The organism is Chryseobacterium sp. YIM B08800 (assembly GCF_026163565.1).
Lineage (GTDB): Bacteria > Bacteroidota > Bacteroidia > Flavobacteriales > Weeksellaceae > Chryseobacterium.
Genome location: NZ_JAPDKN010000031.1, coordinates 1 through 19,935, shown reverse-complemented (window position 1 = coordinate 19,935; position 19,935 = coordinate 1). Strand labels below are relative to the sequence as shown.

At 34.6% G+C, this 19,935-nt stretch carries 11 protein-coding genes; 6 read left to right on the top strand and 5 right to left on the bottom strand.

Translation table 11 applies throughout. The annotated features are described in order from the left end of the window. The coding region (locus OEW74_RS12935; protein ID WP_265428866.1) for a hypothetical protein at positions 1–234 on the top strand (234 nt) is incomplete at its 5' end. A gap of 457 nt (positions 235–691) precedes the next feature. On the opposite strand, the gene OEW74_RS12930 is transcribed toward OEW74_RS12935, so the two are convergent. From OEW74_RS12930 to ruvA, 5 genes are all read right to left on the bottom strand, one after another. Next, positions 692–1,051, bottom strand: coding sequence for a VanZ family protein (locus tag OEW74_RS12930; RefSeq protein ID WP_322645566.1), 360 nt, complete (start codon positions 1,049–1,051; stop codon positions 692–694). Continuing rightward, the gene (gcvH, locus tag OEW74_RS12925) at positions 1,044–1,421 is read right to left on the bottom strand and encodes a glycine cleavage system protein GcvH (protein WP_265428865.1); all 378 of its coding nucleotides are present in this window, start codon (positions 1,419–1,421) and stop codon (positions 1,044–1,046) included. Before gcvH ends, OEW74_RS12930 begins: the two co-directional genes overlap by 8 nt. Before the next feature lie 90 nt (positions 1,422–1,511). Beyond that, on the bottom strand, positions 1,512–2,390 hold the full coding sequence (locus OEW74_RS12920; protein ID WP_265428864.1) for a CPBP family intramembrane glutamic endopeptidase: 879 nt from the start codon (positions 2,388–2,390) through the stop codon (positions 1,512–1,514). A gap of 167 nt (positions 2,391–2,557) precedes the next feature. Then, on the bottom strand, positions 2,558–9,571 hold the full coding sequence (gene sprA / locus OEW74_RS12915; RefSeq protein WP_265428867.1) for a cell surface protein SprA: 7,014 nt from the start codon (positions 9,569–9,571) through the stop codon (positions 2,558–2,560). Positions 9,572–9,634: 63 nt separating this feature from the next. After that, a complete protein-coding gene (ruvA, locus tag OEW74_RS12910; RefSeq protein WP_265428863.1) occupies positions 9,635–10,219 on the bottom strand; it encodes a Holliday junction branch migration protein RuvA in 585 nt (194 codons plus the stop codon). A 563-nt stretch (positions 10,220–10,782) separates the two neighbouring features. Between ruvA and OEW74_RS12905 the strand changes: the two genes are divergently transcribed. From OEW74_RS12905 to OEW74_RS12885, 5 genes are all read left to right on the top strand, one after another. Continuing rightward, positions 10,783–13,014 carry a TonB-dependent receptor gene (locus tag OEW74_RS12905; protein ID WP_265428862.1) on the top strand — a complete coding sequence of 744 codons (2,232 nt, stop codon included), beginning with the start codon at positions 10,783–10,785 and terminating at the stop codon, positions 13,012–13,014. 192 nt (positions 13,015–13,206) lie between these two features. Beyond that, on the top strand, positions 13,207–14,724 hold the full coding sequence (locus OEW74_RS12900; protein ID WP_265428861.1) for a pyridoxal phosphate-dependent decarboxylase family protein: 1,518 nt from the start codon (positions 13,207–13,209) through the stop codon (positions 14,722–14,724). Continuing rightward, a complete protein-coding gene (locus tag OEW74_RS12895) occupies positions 14,702–17,122 on the top strand; it encodes a GNAT family N-acetyltransferase (protein ID WP_265428860.1) in 2,421 nt (806 codons plus the stop codon). Before OEW74_RS12900 ends, OEW74_RS12895 begins: the two co-directional genes overlap by 23 nt. Before the next feature lie 152 nt (positions 17,123–17,274). After that, positions 17,275–18,624, top strand: a complete 1,350-nt coding sequence (locus OEW74_RS12890) for a lysine N(6)-hydroxylase/L-ornithine N(5)-oxygenase family protein (protein ID WP_265428859.1) — start codon at positions 17,275–17,277, stop codon at positions 18,622–18,624. Further along, a partial coding sequence (locus OEW74_RS12885; protein WP_265428858.1) for an MATE family efflux transporter occupies positions 18,600–19,935 on the top strand: 1,336 nt, incomplete at its 3' end. The genes OEW74_RS12890 and OEW74_RS12885, both read left to right, overlap by 25 nt.

Below are 19,935 nucleotides of genomic sequence, written 5' to 3'. Positions count from 1 at the left end.
TTTGTTGGAGAGTTGGAGAGTAATAGTGTCGGAGGGGTTGGGAGACAAGGGTTAGGTTCTGGGACTCTGAAAGTACAGGAAAGAAAGCTTCAGAGGAATATATATGAAAATTATAAGAGCGTTGTTTTATCGCAAAAACAAACTAAAAGGTATTATTTATCCTTATATAAGATAAACAAAGGCGTTTCGCTTAGTAAAGAAAAACAAATCAGAAAACAAAGGATTCAAACGTGAAAGGATATTCTTTTTATATATTGTTCTGTCTGTGATTTGCTTTTTGGGGGATTTATGTTTTAGGTGTCGCTCCGATGGAGCTCCTATTCTAAAAACAAATACCTTGCTACAAAGGTAGCGCTCCGATGGAGCTCTTATTCTAACTAATTATTGTTGGGCTACAAAGGGCGCGCTCCGGAGGAGCGCTACCTTTAATTGTATTTAATGGACTAGCCCAGATTATTCAACTGGGGATTAATATATGGTGTTAGACTTGAAATTTAAACTCTAAACATTAAATAAATCAAAAGTTTTTATTGCAGACTTTCGTTTTAGCCCCGATCGAAGCATTTGTTTGAGCTCATTTTATTTTTTCAAAATAAAATAGCGAGTGCGGAGAGCGGGAAATAGCTCACAAAAAAATACCTCCGAAAATATTCAGAGGTAAAATATGTTTTTCAAGTTTTTTATGATAGAATCAGAGGAAACGTTTGGCGAGTACTTTATATATATAGTATCCGATTAGGCAGCCAATAGTGTCGGCAACGATATCGAGTGTTTCCATTGATCTGCCGAGTTTCATTTCTTCCTGTAGAATTTCTGTGAGGAATGCATAAATAAGCATAATCTGAAAGAAATAAGAAAATCTGACCTTGGGAAAGGCAGCCATAAAACAAAAACCCAAAGCTGCAAATATGCTTAAGTGCAAAACCTTGTCGATACCATCAAACATAAAGAAATATTCGTGATTTTCGACACCGGGACGCAAAAGCATATAAGTAAGAAATGCCCAATAAATGGGCAGTATCTTAATAAATATGTTTGAAATTTTATCCAATGATTGCTTGATATTCTTCTGCTGAAAGCAATTCTGAATGATCTGCTCCTTCTGCAATTTCAAGCTTAATGATCCATCCGTCTCCGTAAGGATCTGTATTTAACAATTCCGGCTGATCTTCCAAAGCAGAATTAAACTCTGTAACTTTTCCTGAAATAGGCAGGAATAAATCTGAAACCGTTTTTACAGCTTCTACACTTCCGAAAACATCTCCTCCATTCACATCATCATCTACTGTATCTACATCTACATAAACGATATCTCCCAACTCTCCTTGCGCAAAGTCTGTGATACCAATTGTAGCAACGTTACCTTCGATCTTTACCCACTCGTGGTCTTTAGTGTACTTTAATTCTGACGGTGTATTCATTTTATTTTTTTTATGTTGACAAATTTATTCAAAAATACATTAATGCTCCAATAAAATGTTGAAATATTTAATGATTCTAAACTTCCAATTTTATTTGTTTTCTTTAAAGTCTGCTTTATTTAAAAGTTGATGCAGAGATTGGCAATCTAGCTTTTTTGTACTATTTGGTTTTCTTTCAATTGAAATATTAAATTTCCCAAAATAAAGATCTTCCAGCTTCTCATCAAAACATACAGCATTGTAGACTGTGGAAATACTTATATTTTCTGCTTTTAAAAATTTATTGTTCTCAACCTGCATATTTCCATCTTTAATAAAAAGAGAAACACGTTGATATTTCATCGTGAAATCTTCGGTTTCTACTTTCTTTAGAGTCATATCTGAAGTTTCGTGTGCTAAAACGATAATCGCAATTGCAGTAAAATTATTGAGAGCATGTAATGCTATTGAATACATCAATCCGAAATTCAGAACCATCCATATTAAAACCAATCCCATTCCTGAAGTCATGATCACTCCGATCCAAGTATCTAACAGTTTCAAGTCATCGAATTCATAATGCATGAGACCAAAAAGCAATGCATTAATGTAATAGACATAGTTTGGAATTTCTTTATTTTTATTCAATTCATAGCTTATAATGAATATAGCCAGTAATGGAATCAGATAATAATTCTGCAATAACATAATGTAGAATAGAGATCCTAAATACATTACATATTTAAAGATCTTTTTCCTTGTGAAAATTCCACGAAAAATCAATTCTTCCAAAACAGGAGCGATTGTAAAAGCGGCAATAAAATGAATTAAGGTAAAATCGTTGAAGCGAGTAACTCGCGAAGAAAATTCTGATTCATTAAAAGATGATAAAATAATACTCCCTATTAAAGAACCTAAAAAAATAACGATTCCAGATTTTAATAAATTATTTTTTTTATAAATTTTCTTTCTATTGTTCGAAGCTTCCATATTGGTCATTAAAAAACAAAAGACACACAATACTGCGCATCTTTTATTCTTATTTAAATTAATTATTATTACCTACCAAAGATAATAATTGAAAACTTATCATCCAATAGCTGTGATATAAAAAATCCCTTTCTTTTTTCAGAAAAGGATTTTTTTATTTGTTTTATTTATAAACCTCCGGAATCACCAAAAGTGAATGTCGCAGAAATCCCGGCTCTGATTGTTGACAGCGGGAAAGCTGTTGAGATTTTATATTTTGAAGTCATCTGTTCGTAGAATAATCTCAGATTCAGATTTTCAGAAACATTGTAATCTGCGGAAAGCTTAATGTTCATTAATTTTTGTCCGCCCGTAATTTGAGAATCATTCAATAAGATATTCATAATACTTGTCTGGCTGTCTCTCAAGGAAATATCACCACGGATATTTAAATCTGAACCTTTTGCTCTTGCTCCTCTCTGATTATTGGTTCCCAAACGGAAGTTTCTTACAATATATCCTAATCTTACTACATATTCTGTATACGCATCTTCGGTAAGAGAGTGATTAACCAAACCAAGAATCATACTTCTTGTTTTGTTGTACTGCACCCCAAACTGCATATTGTTTCTCATCGTAACATCTACTCCGATCAATGGTGAGAAAGATTCTGTATAACTTACTTGAGAGAATGTATAAGGATTGATGTAATTATCATTAACATCTCTCTGAGAACTTGTTTTATCTATTCGGCTGTTGAAGTAATCAATATTTGATTGTACTCCGGTTGCTGTATACGTTGCAGTATAACTGTGAAGAATATCAAATTTGGTAAACTGCCCGTTAATGATCGGAATATTTCTAAGCCCTGAATAGATAATTCTCCAGTTCGGAATCGGCAGTCCAGCTTTTTTTGCATTTCCTAAACGCTCAGGATTTTTGCCTTCCATTGCAGCACGGAAAGCAGGAATTAAAACATAAGCATTAGAAATACCGTGTCCTTCTGTATATCCATTCGGATTTAAAACTCCGCCCATTTGTTGTGAAATCAGCTGAGCATTGGCTCTGATGGCATCATAAATCACAGTACTTTCTTTAAATGATGAATTTAAAAGAACCACCGTATTAGAATACGATACCATATCACTTGCAAATGTAAGATTCGGATTTGGAGTTTTTGTTACTTCATCTACATAATTGAATCCTGTGTGTGAGAAATTTCGGTTATAAGTCTGTAAAACATTAAAACTTATATTAAAATCATTCACCGGAGCAACCTGTAAATCGGCTCTAAATTCTCGGGTAGACATCTTCATATAGGGATCAATCATATATGGCGAATCACTTACCCAGCCTCTTTCCATCGATAATCGTCTGATATCTGCCTGTGAACCAAAAAGGAAACCTAAAGAAGGACCACCTAAAGTCTGACCATAACCATATCCGTTTGGAGCAGACAATAAACCAGGAAGTACACTTCCATTATTTTCTGTATACGTTACATTCAACTGTTTCATAGAAGTAAGTACAAATGCTGCACTCTGTAAAATAGAAAGCTTGTTTTTAAACTTATATTTTTTGTACGCATATCTGTTTTTCTCCCAAGCCTGATTAACTGCATTGTTCAACGAGTCTTGTTCCTGCTTACGTTTTTGAAGCGTAGCCGACATTCTTTTAAAATAACTAAACTGACCAAAGAACTTCGGTAGATCTGCAGTAGCATTCGCCGAAATAACATTGGTGTTCTGCCCTATTGAACCTAAACTTCCTTCAGGACTTGCAAGAAGTGCTGTAGACCTCGCATTCCAGTTATATGTAAATCCGTAACCTACTTCTGCATCAATAAAATCAAGATACGGAAGATATTGGAACGGTAATTTATAATTTAGCTGAACTCTGTGATTATATAAAACCGGTCTTCCCGATCTGAAAATGTTTCCGAAGATTGAAGAATTATCCATCGTATTCACATCAACCTGATCATTTAATGTTCTTGTTGCGGAATTGATTTCTAATTTCAAAGATTTAGTAAAATTAAATCCTAAACCATATTGCCAACCGAAGTAGAAGTTTCTGTTTTTCAAAGCAGCAAAATCATCATTAAGATTTCCACTAAGAATGGCATCAATATTTCTAAATTCAAGCTCGTTATAATTTCTGTCTAATTCAGTTCTGAAAGATAACCTTGTAGGAACTGGGTTGAAATTAAATTCTTTTATCCATCTCAGGTATTTTGTAGATTTTGCCGTATCGCTGATCATTTTATTGAATGGCTTTACTACCCAAGGTTTGAATGTATAATTGTAATCTAAATATCCTCTGAAATACTGTCTGTAGTTTTTCTTGGTATAAATATCACGGTAATGATCGTCGTTATAAACCGCAGTTAATGAAAGGTTTTCCACATCATAAAACTTAGGCTTACTGTTTGGTTTTACCCTTTCTTTATGCATGTTGACAACCCCAATACTTCTTTGCTGAGTATACGTTCTTGCTACTTTTTTAAGCTCTTCTTTGTTAGCTGCTTTGCTAAACTCAACATCGGTATCTAAAGGGTTGTACTTCGGATCTTCGATGGTCTGAGAATAAGAGTAATTCACCGGAATTTTCATCCCTGTCTTTTCAGGTAAGAATTTATCTACGTTTACTGCGGTATTGATACTGAAAGCCGACTGTGTAGATTGGCTTCTTTCTGCCGGTTTAGAATCTATATTTCCGAAACCTACAGATGAATAAGAAGCACTCGTATTAACTGTTGCGAAATCTCCCAGGTTGAAATTTAAGCTTGCGTTTCCTGCATAACCGCCATCATTTTCAATTTCAGAAAGACGAATTTCGTTTACCCAAAGAACTCTACCTTTTGCTCCTATCCTGGAATTTTTATTCCTAACACCAATCATAATTGTTGTGATGTTTCCTAAAGAAGGTCTACCTTTTACATAAATTCTTTTATTAGTATCTCCCCAATTAGAAATCCATGTTCTCTCAACAATCGAGTTTGGTGAATTTTTATCTCTCTGTATTTTAGCATCTACAAAATCCTGAATATTAAAATCAACATCATTTTCTATCGGCCATATTTCCAGAGGTGTTGTTGATGTGCTTGAAGTATATTTTAACGATGATTCATATTCATAATAATTGTCAGTCGCATCACTACCAAAACGGATAAAAAATTTAAAATTCTCATCTAAATCAGCAGATTGAGGATTATCTAAGTTTTGTCCGTGTACAAAAAGCTTTAACTTTTTATACCTTCTCATATCAATACTTGTATTTTTAAAAACTCCTCTTGCTTCATCCCCCATATTTTTAACTTTCATGTAAAGTGAAGATTCATTTTGTCTTTGTGCTCCTGCATTCCCACTAAGAACTTGTCTATCAATTCCTGGAGGAAGCACATAAGGAGGTTGGTTTAAAGCATTTTCTTCAATATTTACACTACCAACTTCAAAGTTATCTATATTTTGTATCGTTGAACCCTCGTCAGTTGCAGGATCCGGAATTGTAGTTCCATCCGAAAACTTCGCTATATTTTTGGTATATCTTCTCCAATCTGATCTAATCAAATCCATCGTACCAAATCTCAATGTTGAAGTCTGATCAAATCCTGTTAATAACAATCTTGCAAATCTTACATTATTAAGAACGGCTGCACTTTTCTCACCTCCTAAGTTGGGTTTACCAGAATTGTAATCAGAAACAGGAATTCTAAATAAATACCATTTTACATCATCAGTAGAACCATTTTGGAAAGTAGCTGTAACTGTTTTTTGATCTACAATATAATTACTTGTTCCTGTTATTAAACTTGCAGGATCTAAATCAACAATATATTCATTGTAGCTTTCAGTTTGATCCAGATTGTAATCTTTGTTGATATCTTCTGCATCCGGAGTTTGTGAAGAAACTTCTAACGAACCACTTCGTGAATTTCCTTCAGGGCCTCTGAAATATTTGTATCGCTGAACGATAGACGCAGCCTGACTTCCCGTAAATTTATCTGATAAATAGAATACGAAATCATCAACAGCAGGGTCAGAAAGATTGGTTACCGGATTTACAAAGGTATTTCCAAACCTCATCGCTTCCTGATCTGAACTTAATCCGTCATATCCTAAATCCTGTGCGGTTCTATCTGCACCTTCACTTGAAAATGCATATAAAATCGGAGGTTGCTTTGGCTGTATTCCCCAATTGGAACTGGTCGTAGTTGATGGACTTCCTCCGGTTGGCAAACCGTTTTCGTACTGCATTAAACCATCTTTAAGAACATCTTCAGAAACGTTACCTAATTGTAACAAAAGTTTAGGATTTGTACCTAAAGTATTTCCATCAGCATAAGGATCCATCATCCAGAATTCTACATATTCAATATTCGAATTCACAAAATTGGTAACACTTATCGGACGCATGATTCCCGCCCATCTTTGTTGTGTGGTTTCAGTTCCTGGATTAGCATTGTATGGTCCTTTTTCCTGAGGGAAATAAGAGATATCGAAAGTATTGGTAAAAGTCTGTTCTCCCGCTACAAAATCTCTGTTATTAAAAATTTCTGAGAATTGCACCCTTCTTGAAGCGTGATTAGAAACTGATGCAGGAGTAATTCCCTGCGGAGCTCTACCTCCCACTCCCCAAAATCTTGGATCAATATTATACCAGGTAAGTAAACCCCTTCCGTATCCATTCGTTAAATCATCATTAGTACCTGCTGCGGCAAAAAGTGGGTTGCCTTTACTTTTTTCAGGTTTAGAAGCCAAGCTCCAAGCTGTAGGTTCTTTTAATGAAATTTTCGAAGTAGTTTGTTCAAAATCGTCAATGTAAGATTGATCATTTGTTCCTTTATTGATACCCGGAATTAAATAGGCACCTTCCATTTTAAAGTTTAAGTTAGAAGGAGCTTCAGTATTGATACCCGGAATTTTGTCTGTTAATCTAGTCAGGAATGGCAATTGATTGTTGTACATCATATTCACTCCCGCCATTGTATTGTTTACAGCTTCCTGACCGTAATTTACTTTTTGGGTAAGCGGAGATTCCGAGTAATTAACAACCGTTCCACCGAAAATAAAGTTTTCACTAACTCTTCTTTCTAAATTTAAACCTAAAAATCTTTTTCTCTGAGTATTGAAAGTCAGCTGATTTTCTAATGAAATATTAATCGCCTGACCCGATTGTTTTACCGTTTCATTAATAATGGTAACTGTTCCCAGCATATAATCTACTGTATAATCAATACCTTCTGTAAGCTGCACTCCATTTGCAGAAACTTTTACAGAACCTTGAGGTACATTTACGGCACCCAAAGAAATTCCTTGACCTTGAGCTCCTTTGTAACGACCTTCCATCGTATATCGCAACGCAAGATTACTCTGGCTTGCTACTTGTTTTTGCTGTGAATAAAGATCTGAAAATACATATTGAGAATTACTACTGCCTAAAACCTGCGTCATATAACTTCCGAAAGGCTGCACTTTGGTAAACATGATCCTTCCTTGTTCTTTTTTGATCGTAATTCCTTCCACAAAGTCAAAAACCCCATCACCTAAAACGCCATTATTAGCCTGTAAGTCACCGTTCACGTTAAGCCTATCCCAGTTGAAAAGTTTAAGTAAATTGGTGCCTTCAACGGAAGTACCAGGTAAATAATTTACTTTCCCTCCAGTTTTAGCATCACGATAATACACATTTAAAATAAAGCCGTCTCTGTCTACCTGAGCTGCATCTAAAGAATAAAAGTTCTTCATCATTAGATTCCACATCGGTGAATCAACTCTTGTATTACTGTTTGATCTTAATAATTTAGTAACCAAAACCGGGCTTTCTTCTGAAAATTCCCCGACTTTATAAACCTGATTGGTACCGTTTACTGTATATGAATATGAAACTGCTAAAAGCTGATTGTCATTCAGTTTTTGATTTAAAGAAATATATCCCAATTGCGGATGAAAGGTATATTCATTCGCATCCATTCTTCTGGCTTTTGTACTCAAAACAAAGTGTTCCCCATTTTCGTAAGGTTGGGTACTTCCTGGAAATGTCTGTCCTTGAAAATTGGTCAGATAATTTTTTCCTTGTTCTCTAGGACTTCCAATGGCGTTATTAACTTGATTGTATAATCCGTTTTGAGAGTTATCCGGAGTTCCTGAAGCTCCTTCCCCTAAATCCCTGATCCCGATTATACTTTTCTGATAGGCTAAATTTGAATTTCCCTGATCTAAAACCCAAACTTCCATTCTGGAAATACTGATTCTCGAGTTGATTTGAGGATAATTAAGCAAAGCATTATCATAATTATTCAAGAAATATTGCCCTATAAAATAATGCTGGTTTTCTTCATAATCTATAGCATTTATTTTAAAGTTATTCATCGTTCCGCCACCTTGCACTACGATATTTCTTGCTTCACCTTGTTGTTGCGAAAGCACTACCGTTCCGAAAGTTTTACCCAACTGGAATTCAGATTTCACCCCAAATAAAGATTCAGAACCACGGATCAAACTTGTTGAAAGCGGCATATTCACATTACCAAACTCGATTCTTTTGATAATCTTGTCTTCACCTCCTGCATTGGGTTTATTTACATCATTCAAACCTTTTGTCTGAAGATCTTTCCAGGTTCCTTTTGACTGCCAAACCAAATTCATTCTGTTCTCAAAAGCAAAACCACTTTGAGTATCATAATTGGCTTTAAGCTGTAAGTTTTCACCAACTTTCCCAATCAATCCCAATTGAATTCTTTGATCGATATCAAATGTAAAACTCGTTCTGTTTTGTGGTAAAATTAATGGATTGTCTATTTTTTGATATAAACCTCCAAAATCAAATGAAGCATAACCTGAAGGAATGATTTCAATTTTATTACTTCCAAAAATAGATTCAAAAAGTCGGTTATTGATCGTTAAAGAAGGAATAAGACCTTTCTTTGCCGCATCAGATTTATCTTTTCTGAACATTAAGTTGTAGCTGTCAGATTTATCTCTATAAAAAGCTTTAGACTGCTCTGCAAGCATAAACTCTTTATAATCTTCCGGCGACATCGCAACAGGTGGTCCGGTAATTGTATTACCAATTTTAGGATACACGTAGTACATTCCGATTTTTACATCGTAATAGGCTTCGTAATACGTTGGATCTGTAACTTCGTAATTCTTTTTTATAGAAACACCTTGCTGATTTTGTACCTGCCCAAAAACATTCATTGAGCAGAATAAAAACGACAAGAGTATATAGATGCTGAGAAACTTATTATTTTTCACCAAATGTTAAATGTTTTTTAAAATTTGTTTTACCAATTCTTCTACAGTAATTTCCGGAGTTTGCTTTAAAATGCGGTCTGCAATTTTCTCACTTGTTCTCTTAGGAATTCCTAAAACTTCTAATGCTGATAACGATTCTTCCTTCACTTTATTATTCTCAAACGAAGAAATATTCGCTTCAGTAGTCGCAAATTTTTGAACCTTATCCTTCAAATCAACAATAATTCTTTCGGCAGTTTTTGCCCCGATTCCTTTTGCTTTCTGAATCACAGCTCCGTTTCCGGAAAGTATTGCCGATGCAATTTCTTCAAGGCTTAAAGTAGATAATAAAATGAGTGCAGAAACTGCACCTACACCGTTAACACTTATTAAGAGATTAAACATTTCTTTTTCCAAACGAGTATGAAACCCAAAAAGCAGGTGCGCATCTTCACGAATGATCTGCTGAATGAATAAAAATGTTTCTTTATTTAAACTTAGTCTTTGAGAAGTCATGAGACTGATTCCGGCATAATATCCTACACCATTTACGTTGATTACAGCGTAAGTTGGGGTAAGCTCCTGAACGATGCCTTGTAAAGAAAATATCATTATTTATTTTTATAACTTCCAAATATAGTAATTTAAACTAACTAATGTTTTCATTTCAAACAAGAATGATTTTTAACTTAATTTTAAATAGCAAATACAATAAAAACAGCTTTTAAACGAATAAACTCCAAAATAAGATTTTTCTATATTGTCAACCAAAATTATTTTAATTCTTCTTTTAAATTTTGCCGTTCATTTCTCTCTTAAAATCACTATTTTTTTTCATTAAAATATTCAAAACAGAGCATCTACTTTTCCGAAAAGTTGAAATTATATAGTCTCTCTATCATTTTTGGGGATTTTTATTATTAAGAAATCGATGGTTTTTAGACAAAGAAAAGCCCAGCAATAAAAAAAATATTTGAAATTCTTTCGATTCTTCCATTCTATAATCTCATTTTGAGACTGAGTTAAAAGAATATTGAAAGGCGATCAATCGGTTTCACATATCAATAAACATAGTGTTTGATTTGTATTGAAGCATTTATGTGACAAAAGTCAGGTTGATTTTTCCATAGATAATAATTTATATTTACCTCATTATTTTTAATTGTTCTAAATAAATGAAAAAGCGATACGCACTTTCAATTTTCTTATTGGCAACTTTAGCCGCCAATACCTCAGCTCAAAACCAACAAGACAGTTTAAAAACCAAAGATATCAACGAAGTGATTATGGTATCTTCACGTTCTCCAAAACAAATCAGCGATATTCCGGGAACAGTTTGGGTAATCGGTCAAAAGGAACTTCAGACCCAAATTAGAGGCGGTGCAGGTTTGAAAGAGGTATTAGGAAATATGATTCCGGGGTTTGATTTTGGGAATCAAGGTCGAACAAACTATGCTCAAAACATGCGTGGAAGAAATGTTTTGGTGATGATTAACGGAATTTCTCTGAACAGCACAAGAGCAACCAGCCGACAATTTGATGCGATTGATCCATTCAATATAGACAGAATCGAAGTTCTTTCTGGAGCGTCTTCTATTTACGGAGGAGATTCTACAGGAGGAATCATCAACATTATTACAAAAAAACCGACATCTAGCAAACTGGCTTTTGAAACTTCTGTTGGATTAAAATCAGGTTTTCACAAAGATGATCTAGATAAAAGAATTGCTCAGTCTGTAGAAGGCGGAACTGATAAAGTGAAATTCAGATTGGGAGCAGCTTTCACACAAAACGAAGGTGCTTTTGATGCGAATGGCGACCAAATAATCACCGATGTAAAACAGGCAGACTTTCAATACAACAGATCGATCGATCTTTTGGGAGGAATTAGTGCTAAACTGGCTCCCAACCAAGATTTTAATGTAGATTTACAATATTACAATTCAAAAGTAAGAAATAAAAAATGGCTTTCTTTCGGGGGGAATTTTGTCGGATTTACCACAAAAAATCCCGATTTGATTAATGTTTTAGACGGAGCCGATTCGGATCTTGTTCCAAGAACAGAACGTTTTATGGCCAATCTTAATTACAATGTGAGAAATATTTGGGGTGGACAAAATTTAATCTTACAAGCCTATGGAAGACGAGAAGAAGTAGATTTCGGAGCATCTTTTGCAGAAGTTCCGAAACCACCGGCTGGAGTTGTACTTCCGGTTTTTCTCTCATCCGCAAGAGGAAATACGAATGCTTATGGGGCAAAATTGGTTTTAAATAAAAAATGGAACGCTTTCAACTTCACTTACGGAATTGATGTTGATCTAGAAAACTTCACAGGCGATCAGGCAATTTTTAATCCACAAAAAAGTGCACAATCGGGAGGTTTGGTGAATCAGACCGATGCTTTTGTAGGAAGATATCCCGACACCAAAACATCTGCTCTTTCAGGTTTTATTCAGGCAGATTGGAATATTACAGAAAAACTAACTTTTTCAGGAGGTGTTCGTCAACAGTTGATCAATGTAGAACTGGATGATTTTGTAGGATTTAAAGAGCAGGTTTATATGCATTTTGGATATGGAAATTCTGCAGATGCTGTGAAAGGAGGTAAAAACAATTATGATGTCACTTTGTTGAACGCCAGTTTACTGTATAAATTCAATCCTTCTTGGCAAACTTGGTTAAATTTTTCTCAGGGATTTGCCGTTCCTGATGCTGCAAAATCTTACGGTTTCGGAAAATATCAATTGAACAATAATCGTTGGAATCTACTCAACAGCATGAATATTGCCGAACAACCTTTAAGCGGAATTAAAACTGATCAGATGGAGCTTGGTTTTAGGCACAACCGAACTTCAGAAGAAGGACTTTCTGCTCAAGGATCGGTTTTCTATGCACTTTCCAACAAAACTTTGAAAATCGACAATGCAACTTTCACCATTTCTTTGCTTGATCAAAAATTAAGAAACTATGGTTTTGAAGGTGCTTTAAGCTACAGATTTACTCAAGGTTTAGAATTGGGAGGAAACGTTTTATTGATGCAGTCTGAAACAGAAACCGTTGATAAAGGCTGGCAAAACCAGTCGGTTTACACGACAAACCCATCAAAATTTATGATTTTTACGGGATGGAATGCAAAAAGTTTTTCATTAAGACTACAAATGCAGAATTCTATGAATTACACCGATCTATCAGATATTAAAATCAATGGATATACCTTATTTGATTTAGTTGGAGATGTGAAATTAAACAAAGGAGTCATCAATTTTGGAGTACAAAATATCTTCAACAAACAGTACACCACCATTTGGGGACAACGTTCTGTATTTTTCTACGGAGCGCCACAAAAAGCCTTTGCTTATCAGGGACGAGGAACTACATTTTCTGTAGGATATACAATAAATTATTAATTATATCTGAAAGTTTTTAACCATTAAGATTTTATTAAGATGTTAAGTTTAATTAAGATTAAATCATACTGATTTTACTTAAGCGAAGCTGCCTTAATATTCTTAACTCCTTAATAAAATCTTAATGGTTCAATTAAAAAAATCCTAGAAATATTAATTAAAAAGTAAAAGAAACACCAACTCAAAATTTTTATGAACACAGTTATTACCGAACAATTGGTTTCGGAAAAGGAAAGTCTTTTCCCAAATCTGGAGAACTTATTTTGTGATATCAACATTCACAAATACCAAAATGTAATGCAAAAAGCACAGGAAAGTGTGATTGCATTTCTAGAAGACAACAACCAACCTTTCAGCGGAGTTTCTCCAAAAGACCTGAGAAAGCAGTTTGAAAACATTGACCTTAATAGTTATCCACAAAGTTATGAAGAGGTTTTCGAAGAGGTCAGAACGCTTTATACCCAACACGCCATTGCTTTTCATCATCCAAAATACGTTGCCCATCTCAATTGTCCGGTTGTTATTCCGGCGGTTGCTGCAGAAATGTTAATAAGCTCTATCAACTCTTCTCTTGATACTTGGGATCAAAGTGCAGGTGGAACTTTAATGGAACAAAAATTAATCGAATGGACCTGCAACGAAATCGGCTACGGAAAATCTTCAGACGGAATTTTTACAAGTGGCGGTTCTCAAAGTAACTTGATGGGAATGCTTTTGGCAAGAGATCATTATTCGATCAAACATTTTAATCACAACATTAAAAAAGATGGATTACCGAAAAATGCTCACCGTTTCAGGATTTTTGTTTCGGAAGCAGCCCATTTCAGTATTCAGAAAAGTGCTTCTATTTTAGGATTGGGCGAACAAGCCGTTATTAAAATTAAAACCGATCGGTCTTTCAAAATGAATAGTATTTTGTTGGAAGATGCCATTCAAAAAGAGATCGAAAACGGAAATATCCCTATCGCCGTGGTTGCAACAGCAGGAACCACGGATTTTGGAAACATTGATCCTTTAATCAATATTTCAGCGATTGCCAAAAAATACGGAATGTGGTTTCACGTAGATGCAGCTTATGGTTGCGGATTACTTTTAACCGAAAAATACCGTTATTTAATTAATGGAATTGAAAATGCAGATTCTGTAACCGTTGATTATCACAAATCCTTCTTCCAGCCTGTAAGCAGCAGCGGATTTTTGGTGAAAGACAGAAACTATTTTACATTAATTACGCATTATGCCGATTATTTGAATCCAAAAGATCACGACGAAAATGAAATTCCGAATCAGGTTAATAAATCGATTCAGACGACAAGAAGATTTGATGCATTGAAACTCTGGTTTACTTTAAGAATTATCGGTAAAAAAGGTCTCGGAAATTATATTGAAAGAATTATTTCAACGGCAAAAGAAGCCGCAATTTTTCTTGAAAATGATCCGCATTTTGAATTGTTGAACCGTTCTGATATTTCGGCTTTGGTTTTCCGTTATTCGGCGAATCCTTTCAAAACTTTCGACCTGAGTAGAATCAATACGTACATCAAATCACAATTGTATAAAAACGGAAACGCTCTCGTTGCAGGAACAAAAGTCAACGGACAGTTTTATCTAAAATTTACCATTCTCAATCCTTTAACAACGGTTGAAGACATCCAATCAATCTTAATCACAATAAAAAAATACGGAAATGAATACATTGAAGTTAACTAATCAACAATACGCAGAAAAGATCAATTTCACGGCTCTCATCAATTGCTACATGAGAGAATTTACCAACTGGAGCCGTTATTTGGGAATCCCTAAATATGATATTGCCATTGCCCAAAACATCAGAAAAACGCCAACAAATCTTCATATCAGAATCGATTTTTCTTCGATAGGATGTGACGTTTATATTCCTGTTGCTTATTTTTCTGAAACCGGAAGACATCTTTTTGATCTTCCGGTTTTAAGAAGGATTTTGGAAACAGACGAAGTTTCGGAAGTTGATATTTACGGTTTTATGACACTTATCGCAGAATATTCTAGAGGAATTCATTCCGATATTGATGCTTCCACAGTTTTGAAAAGATTAAATAACAGCATTGAAAATCTGACGACTTATTTAGATCATTTAGTCGAAAACAACAAGTTGGTAAATGATTTGGAAATGTCTTTTATTGAGGCTGAACAATCTCTTGTTTTAGGACACATTTTACATCCTGTTCCAAAATCGAAGCAAGGTTTTAACCAGGAAGATCTGTTGAAATATTCTCCGGAAACTTCAGGACAGTTTCAGTTGTTCTATTTTTTGATCAATCCCGAAAATGTAATTGAAAAAAATGCAGACGGAAAGTTTGTAACTAAAGAATTAGGTGAGAAAATATATCCGCTTTTAAATTCAGAACATAAAAAATTGTGGAACGAATTTACTGATTATCAAATTGTTCCGATGCATCCTTGGGAGGCTGAATATTTATTAGTTCAAGAAGATGTTCAGATCATGCAAGAGCAGGGAATTTTGTTTGCTTTAGGTCATTATGGAGAATTTTTCACCCCTACTTCATCGGTAAGAACAGTTTACAGCGAGAACAGTAAATGGATGTATAAATTTTCTCTGCATGTAAAAATTACAAACTCCGAAAGAATTAATCTGTATCCTGAACTTCATCGTGGTCACGACATCAGTCAGTTATTAAAAACAGATTGGGGAAAAAATTTACAGAAAGACTATCCTGAAATTGATTTTATGGTTGATCCGGCTTTTATTGCTGTAAAATTTAACGATAAAGTCATTAATGGTTTTAATATCAGCATCAGAAGAAATCCTTTTCAGGGTGAAGATAAAACTAAAAATGTAACGCTTTTGGCAGCTCTTTGTCAGGACGGAATTTTTGGTCAGCCTTCGAGACTGCAGAATATTATTGTCAACACCGCAAGAAATCTTGATTTATCTGTAGAACAGGTCACTTTAGATTGGTTTAAACAATATCTTCACATCTGTGTAAGACCGATTGTTGGGATTTTGAATAAATATGGTTTAGCATGTGAATTCCACCAGCAAAACGTAATGATAGAACTTGATAAGAAAGGTTTCCCTGCGAAAATTTATTTCAGAGACAATCAAGGATTTTTCTTTAGAGAAGGCCGAAAAGAATTGGTTTCGAATGTACTCCCCGGAATTGCCGATGAAAGCCAGTCGATCATTGATGAAGGATCTTTAGCTCCAAAATACACGTATTATTTGGTGACCAATAATATTTTAGGAGTGGTGAATGCTTTAGGTTGTAACCAATTAGCGGATGAAAGAAAACTAATCGATCTGGTTTACAAATCATTTAAAGAACTTGAAAATGAAGACGAAACAGGATTGGTAGATTACATCATCAATAAAAGAAGTTGGTACACGAAAGGAAATTTAATTACAAGTTTACAAAACATCAACGAAGCAGACGAAAATTTAGAATATCCTGCTTTTTTTCTTGATACACCAAATCCATTAAATAAATATTTTTTCTCAAATAAATTAATTAAACCTGAAACTAAAGAGATCGTTTATTCAAGATATTTTGAAGAAGACAATGTAAACATCAGCATTCGTCCTTTCAACATTGAAAATGATTTTGAAATGATCCACGAATGGTTCAATAGGGAACATGCAAAACCTTTCTGGAAAATGGATGGCCCGAAAAGAGATTTAGAACTTTGGTTCAGAACTATACTTCCAAGTGACGAGCAACACAGTTTTATCGGTTATGTAAATGATGTTCCGCAATTCAGCTTTGAACCTTACTGGCCAATGAGAGATGTTGTGGGAGCTTATTATGATGCACTTCCTACAGATTATGGAACGCACTTTTTTGTTGCCGAAACTCAGAAAGATAAAAAGTTTTCTTTTCAATCATTTCAAGTGGCTTTAGATTATATTTTTATGCTTCCTGAAGTGGGAAAATGTATCGGTGAAGCTTCTGTCGATGCAGTTCCGACGGATAGGATCATTACAAAATTAGGGTACACTCGCGAAGGTGTGATTGAAATGCCTCACAAAACCGCTTATCTTACTTTCTGCACCCGTGAAGGATATTGGGAAAAATGTCCGGAAAGCAGACTGGAAGCGAAAAGTATTTAATATTTAAAATGAACCATTAAGATTGAATTAAGGAGTTAAGGAATTTAAGTTAGATTCTTCATTTCGCTTTGCTCTATTCAGAATGACAGTTCGCATGTCATTTCGACGTAGGAGAAATCTCTTAATAATCTTAACTTCTTAATTCAATCTTAATGGTTAAAATAATTCAAATTTCAAAAACAAAAACATTGGAAAACAATAAAATATACGACATCATCGGGATCGGAATTGGTCCTTTTAATCTTGGATTGGCAGCCCTTTTAGAACCTGTAGAATCTGTAGATTCACTTTTTTTAGATCAGTCAGAAGGTTTCGATTGGCATCCAGGTTTGATGCTTGACAACGCTACTTTGCAAGTTCCTTTTATGGCAGATCTGGTGACGATGGCAGATCCGAAAAGTAAATATAGTTTTCTGAATTTCTTAAAGGAAACCGACCGTTTGTATAAATTTTTTATAAGAGAAGATTTTTTTATTTTAAGAAAAGAATACAATCTGTATTGTCAATGGACAGCAAATCAACTGGAAAATTGTCTTTTCGGAAAAAAAGTTGAAAACATTACATTTGACGAAACTCAGAAAATTTACATCATCGAAGTTTTAGATCTAAAAAACAATGATGTTAAAAAATATTATACTAAAAAACTGTCTTTAGGAACAGGAACTCAGCCCAAGTTACCTGAATTTATGAAAGATAAAAATTATCCGAATGTCATTCATACTTCAGAATATTTAAATCACAAAGAAGAAATTTTAAATTCAAAATCGGTTTCTATTATCGGTTCCGGACAAAGTGCTGCTGAAATTTTTCAAGACCTTCTTCCGGAAACAGATGATAATTTATTCATGAGCTGGTTTACAAGACCTGATCGTTTTTTCCCGATGGAATATTCGAAACTGACATTAGAATTGACTTCCCCAGAATATGTTGACCATTTTTATCAGATGCCTTCCACTCAGCGTAAAAATATTTTAGCGAAACAACATCCACTTTACAAAGGAATTAATTTTGACCTCATCAACGATATTTTTGATACAATGTACGAAATGAGTGTTGGAAATGTTCCTCTACATGTAGAATTAAAACCAAGTTGCCAACTGGATTCTATTTCTCCTGAAGGAAATTCTTATGTTCTTAATTTCACTCATATTCAGGATGAGGCCACTTTCAGTCACACTTCAGATTATGTGATCTTAGCAACGGGATATACCTATAACGAGCCGAAATTCTTGAAAGGAATCGAAAATCAAATTAAAAGAAACGAAGACGGTTTATTTGATGTAAGTCGATATTACACCATCGATAATGAAGAAAATATTTTTGTACAAAATGCAGAGCTTCACACTCACGGTTTCGTCACTCCGGATTTGGGAATGTGTGCTTACAGAAATGCTATTATCATTAATTCTATAGCCGGAAAAGAAATTTACAAAGTAGAAAAACGCATTGCCTTTCAGCAATTCAATACCTCAAAAGAATGGATCGCAAAACATTCATCTTAAAAGGTGACTTAAAAAAGGTCATGTGGGAAACTTCATGGCCTGCCGTTGCAGCGATCGTTTTATACGGGATCAATAATTTCCTGGACGCTATTTTCGTTGGATATTTAATTAATACAAAAGCTCTTGCTGCGGTAGGAATGGCTTTTCCGTTGTCGCAAATTGTTTTAGGATTTGGAAGATTGGTAGGAATTGGCGCAGGTGCAGCTGTAAGTATTTGGATTGGCGAAAACAGACAGGATAAATTATATAAACTCTTCGGAAGCTTCAATTTTCTATGTATATTTTTCTCATTAATTTGTACAGTTCCGGCCTACATTTTTGCGAATGAACTGATGGCAATGATGGGCGCAAAAGGAGAATTACAAACGATTGCAGTTGAATATTTCCGTGTTACTTTGATTGGAACCATTTTTTGGATTTACGGTTTAGCTTTAAATATGTTAATTCGGGCAGAAGGAAAAATGAAAACTGCTGCAATAATGATTGCGGGTGGATTGGTCATCGATATTATTTTAAAACCAATTTTTATTTCGACTTTAGAAATGGGCGTTTCCGGTGCAGCGTGGGCAACTAATTGTGGAATGCTGATTTATTCTTTACTCGGATTTCATTATTATGCTAAAGGAAAAAGTTCTTTCAAAACCAATTGGAAATCGGTTTCTTATCATCCTGAAATTGGAAAAAGAATTTTAAAATTAGGGCTTCCGGAAATGATTTTATCGGTAATGGGAGTTGTACAGAGTATTATTATTTTTAATGCGATTGCTTCTTACGGAACGGAAGACGACATTTCTTTCTTCACCGTTTTGAATCGATTTTTCCTGTTTTTATTAACTCCTTTATTTGGATTAATGCGAGGTTTACAGCCTGTTGTGGGAATTAATTTCGGAGCCGGACAATTTGAAAGAGCCAGACAATTTTTAAAAACCTATATTTTAGCAGGAGCTGCGATACTTTCGCCTTTCTTTTTAATTGCTTTACTATTTCCGCAGCAATTGATTGGATTAATGCTTCCGGGATATACGGTAAACACAAGTCAGATTCAGGATTTCAGATTATTTTTCTCTGTACTTCCTTTATTACCGATTACTGTTTTAGCACTGTCCTATTATCCTGCAGTGAACGATAGTAAAAAAGCGAGTTTCTTAGTTTTTTTGCGACAGTTGATTCTTTATATTCCATTAATGCTTATTCTTCCGTATTATTTTGGAGTGAAAAGTATTTATTGGGGAAGCGCTTTGATAGAAGTAATTGTGGGAGTGACCACGTTTATTATATTAAGGAAAGGTATTGCTAAATCGAAGATACAGC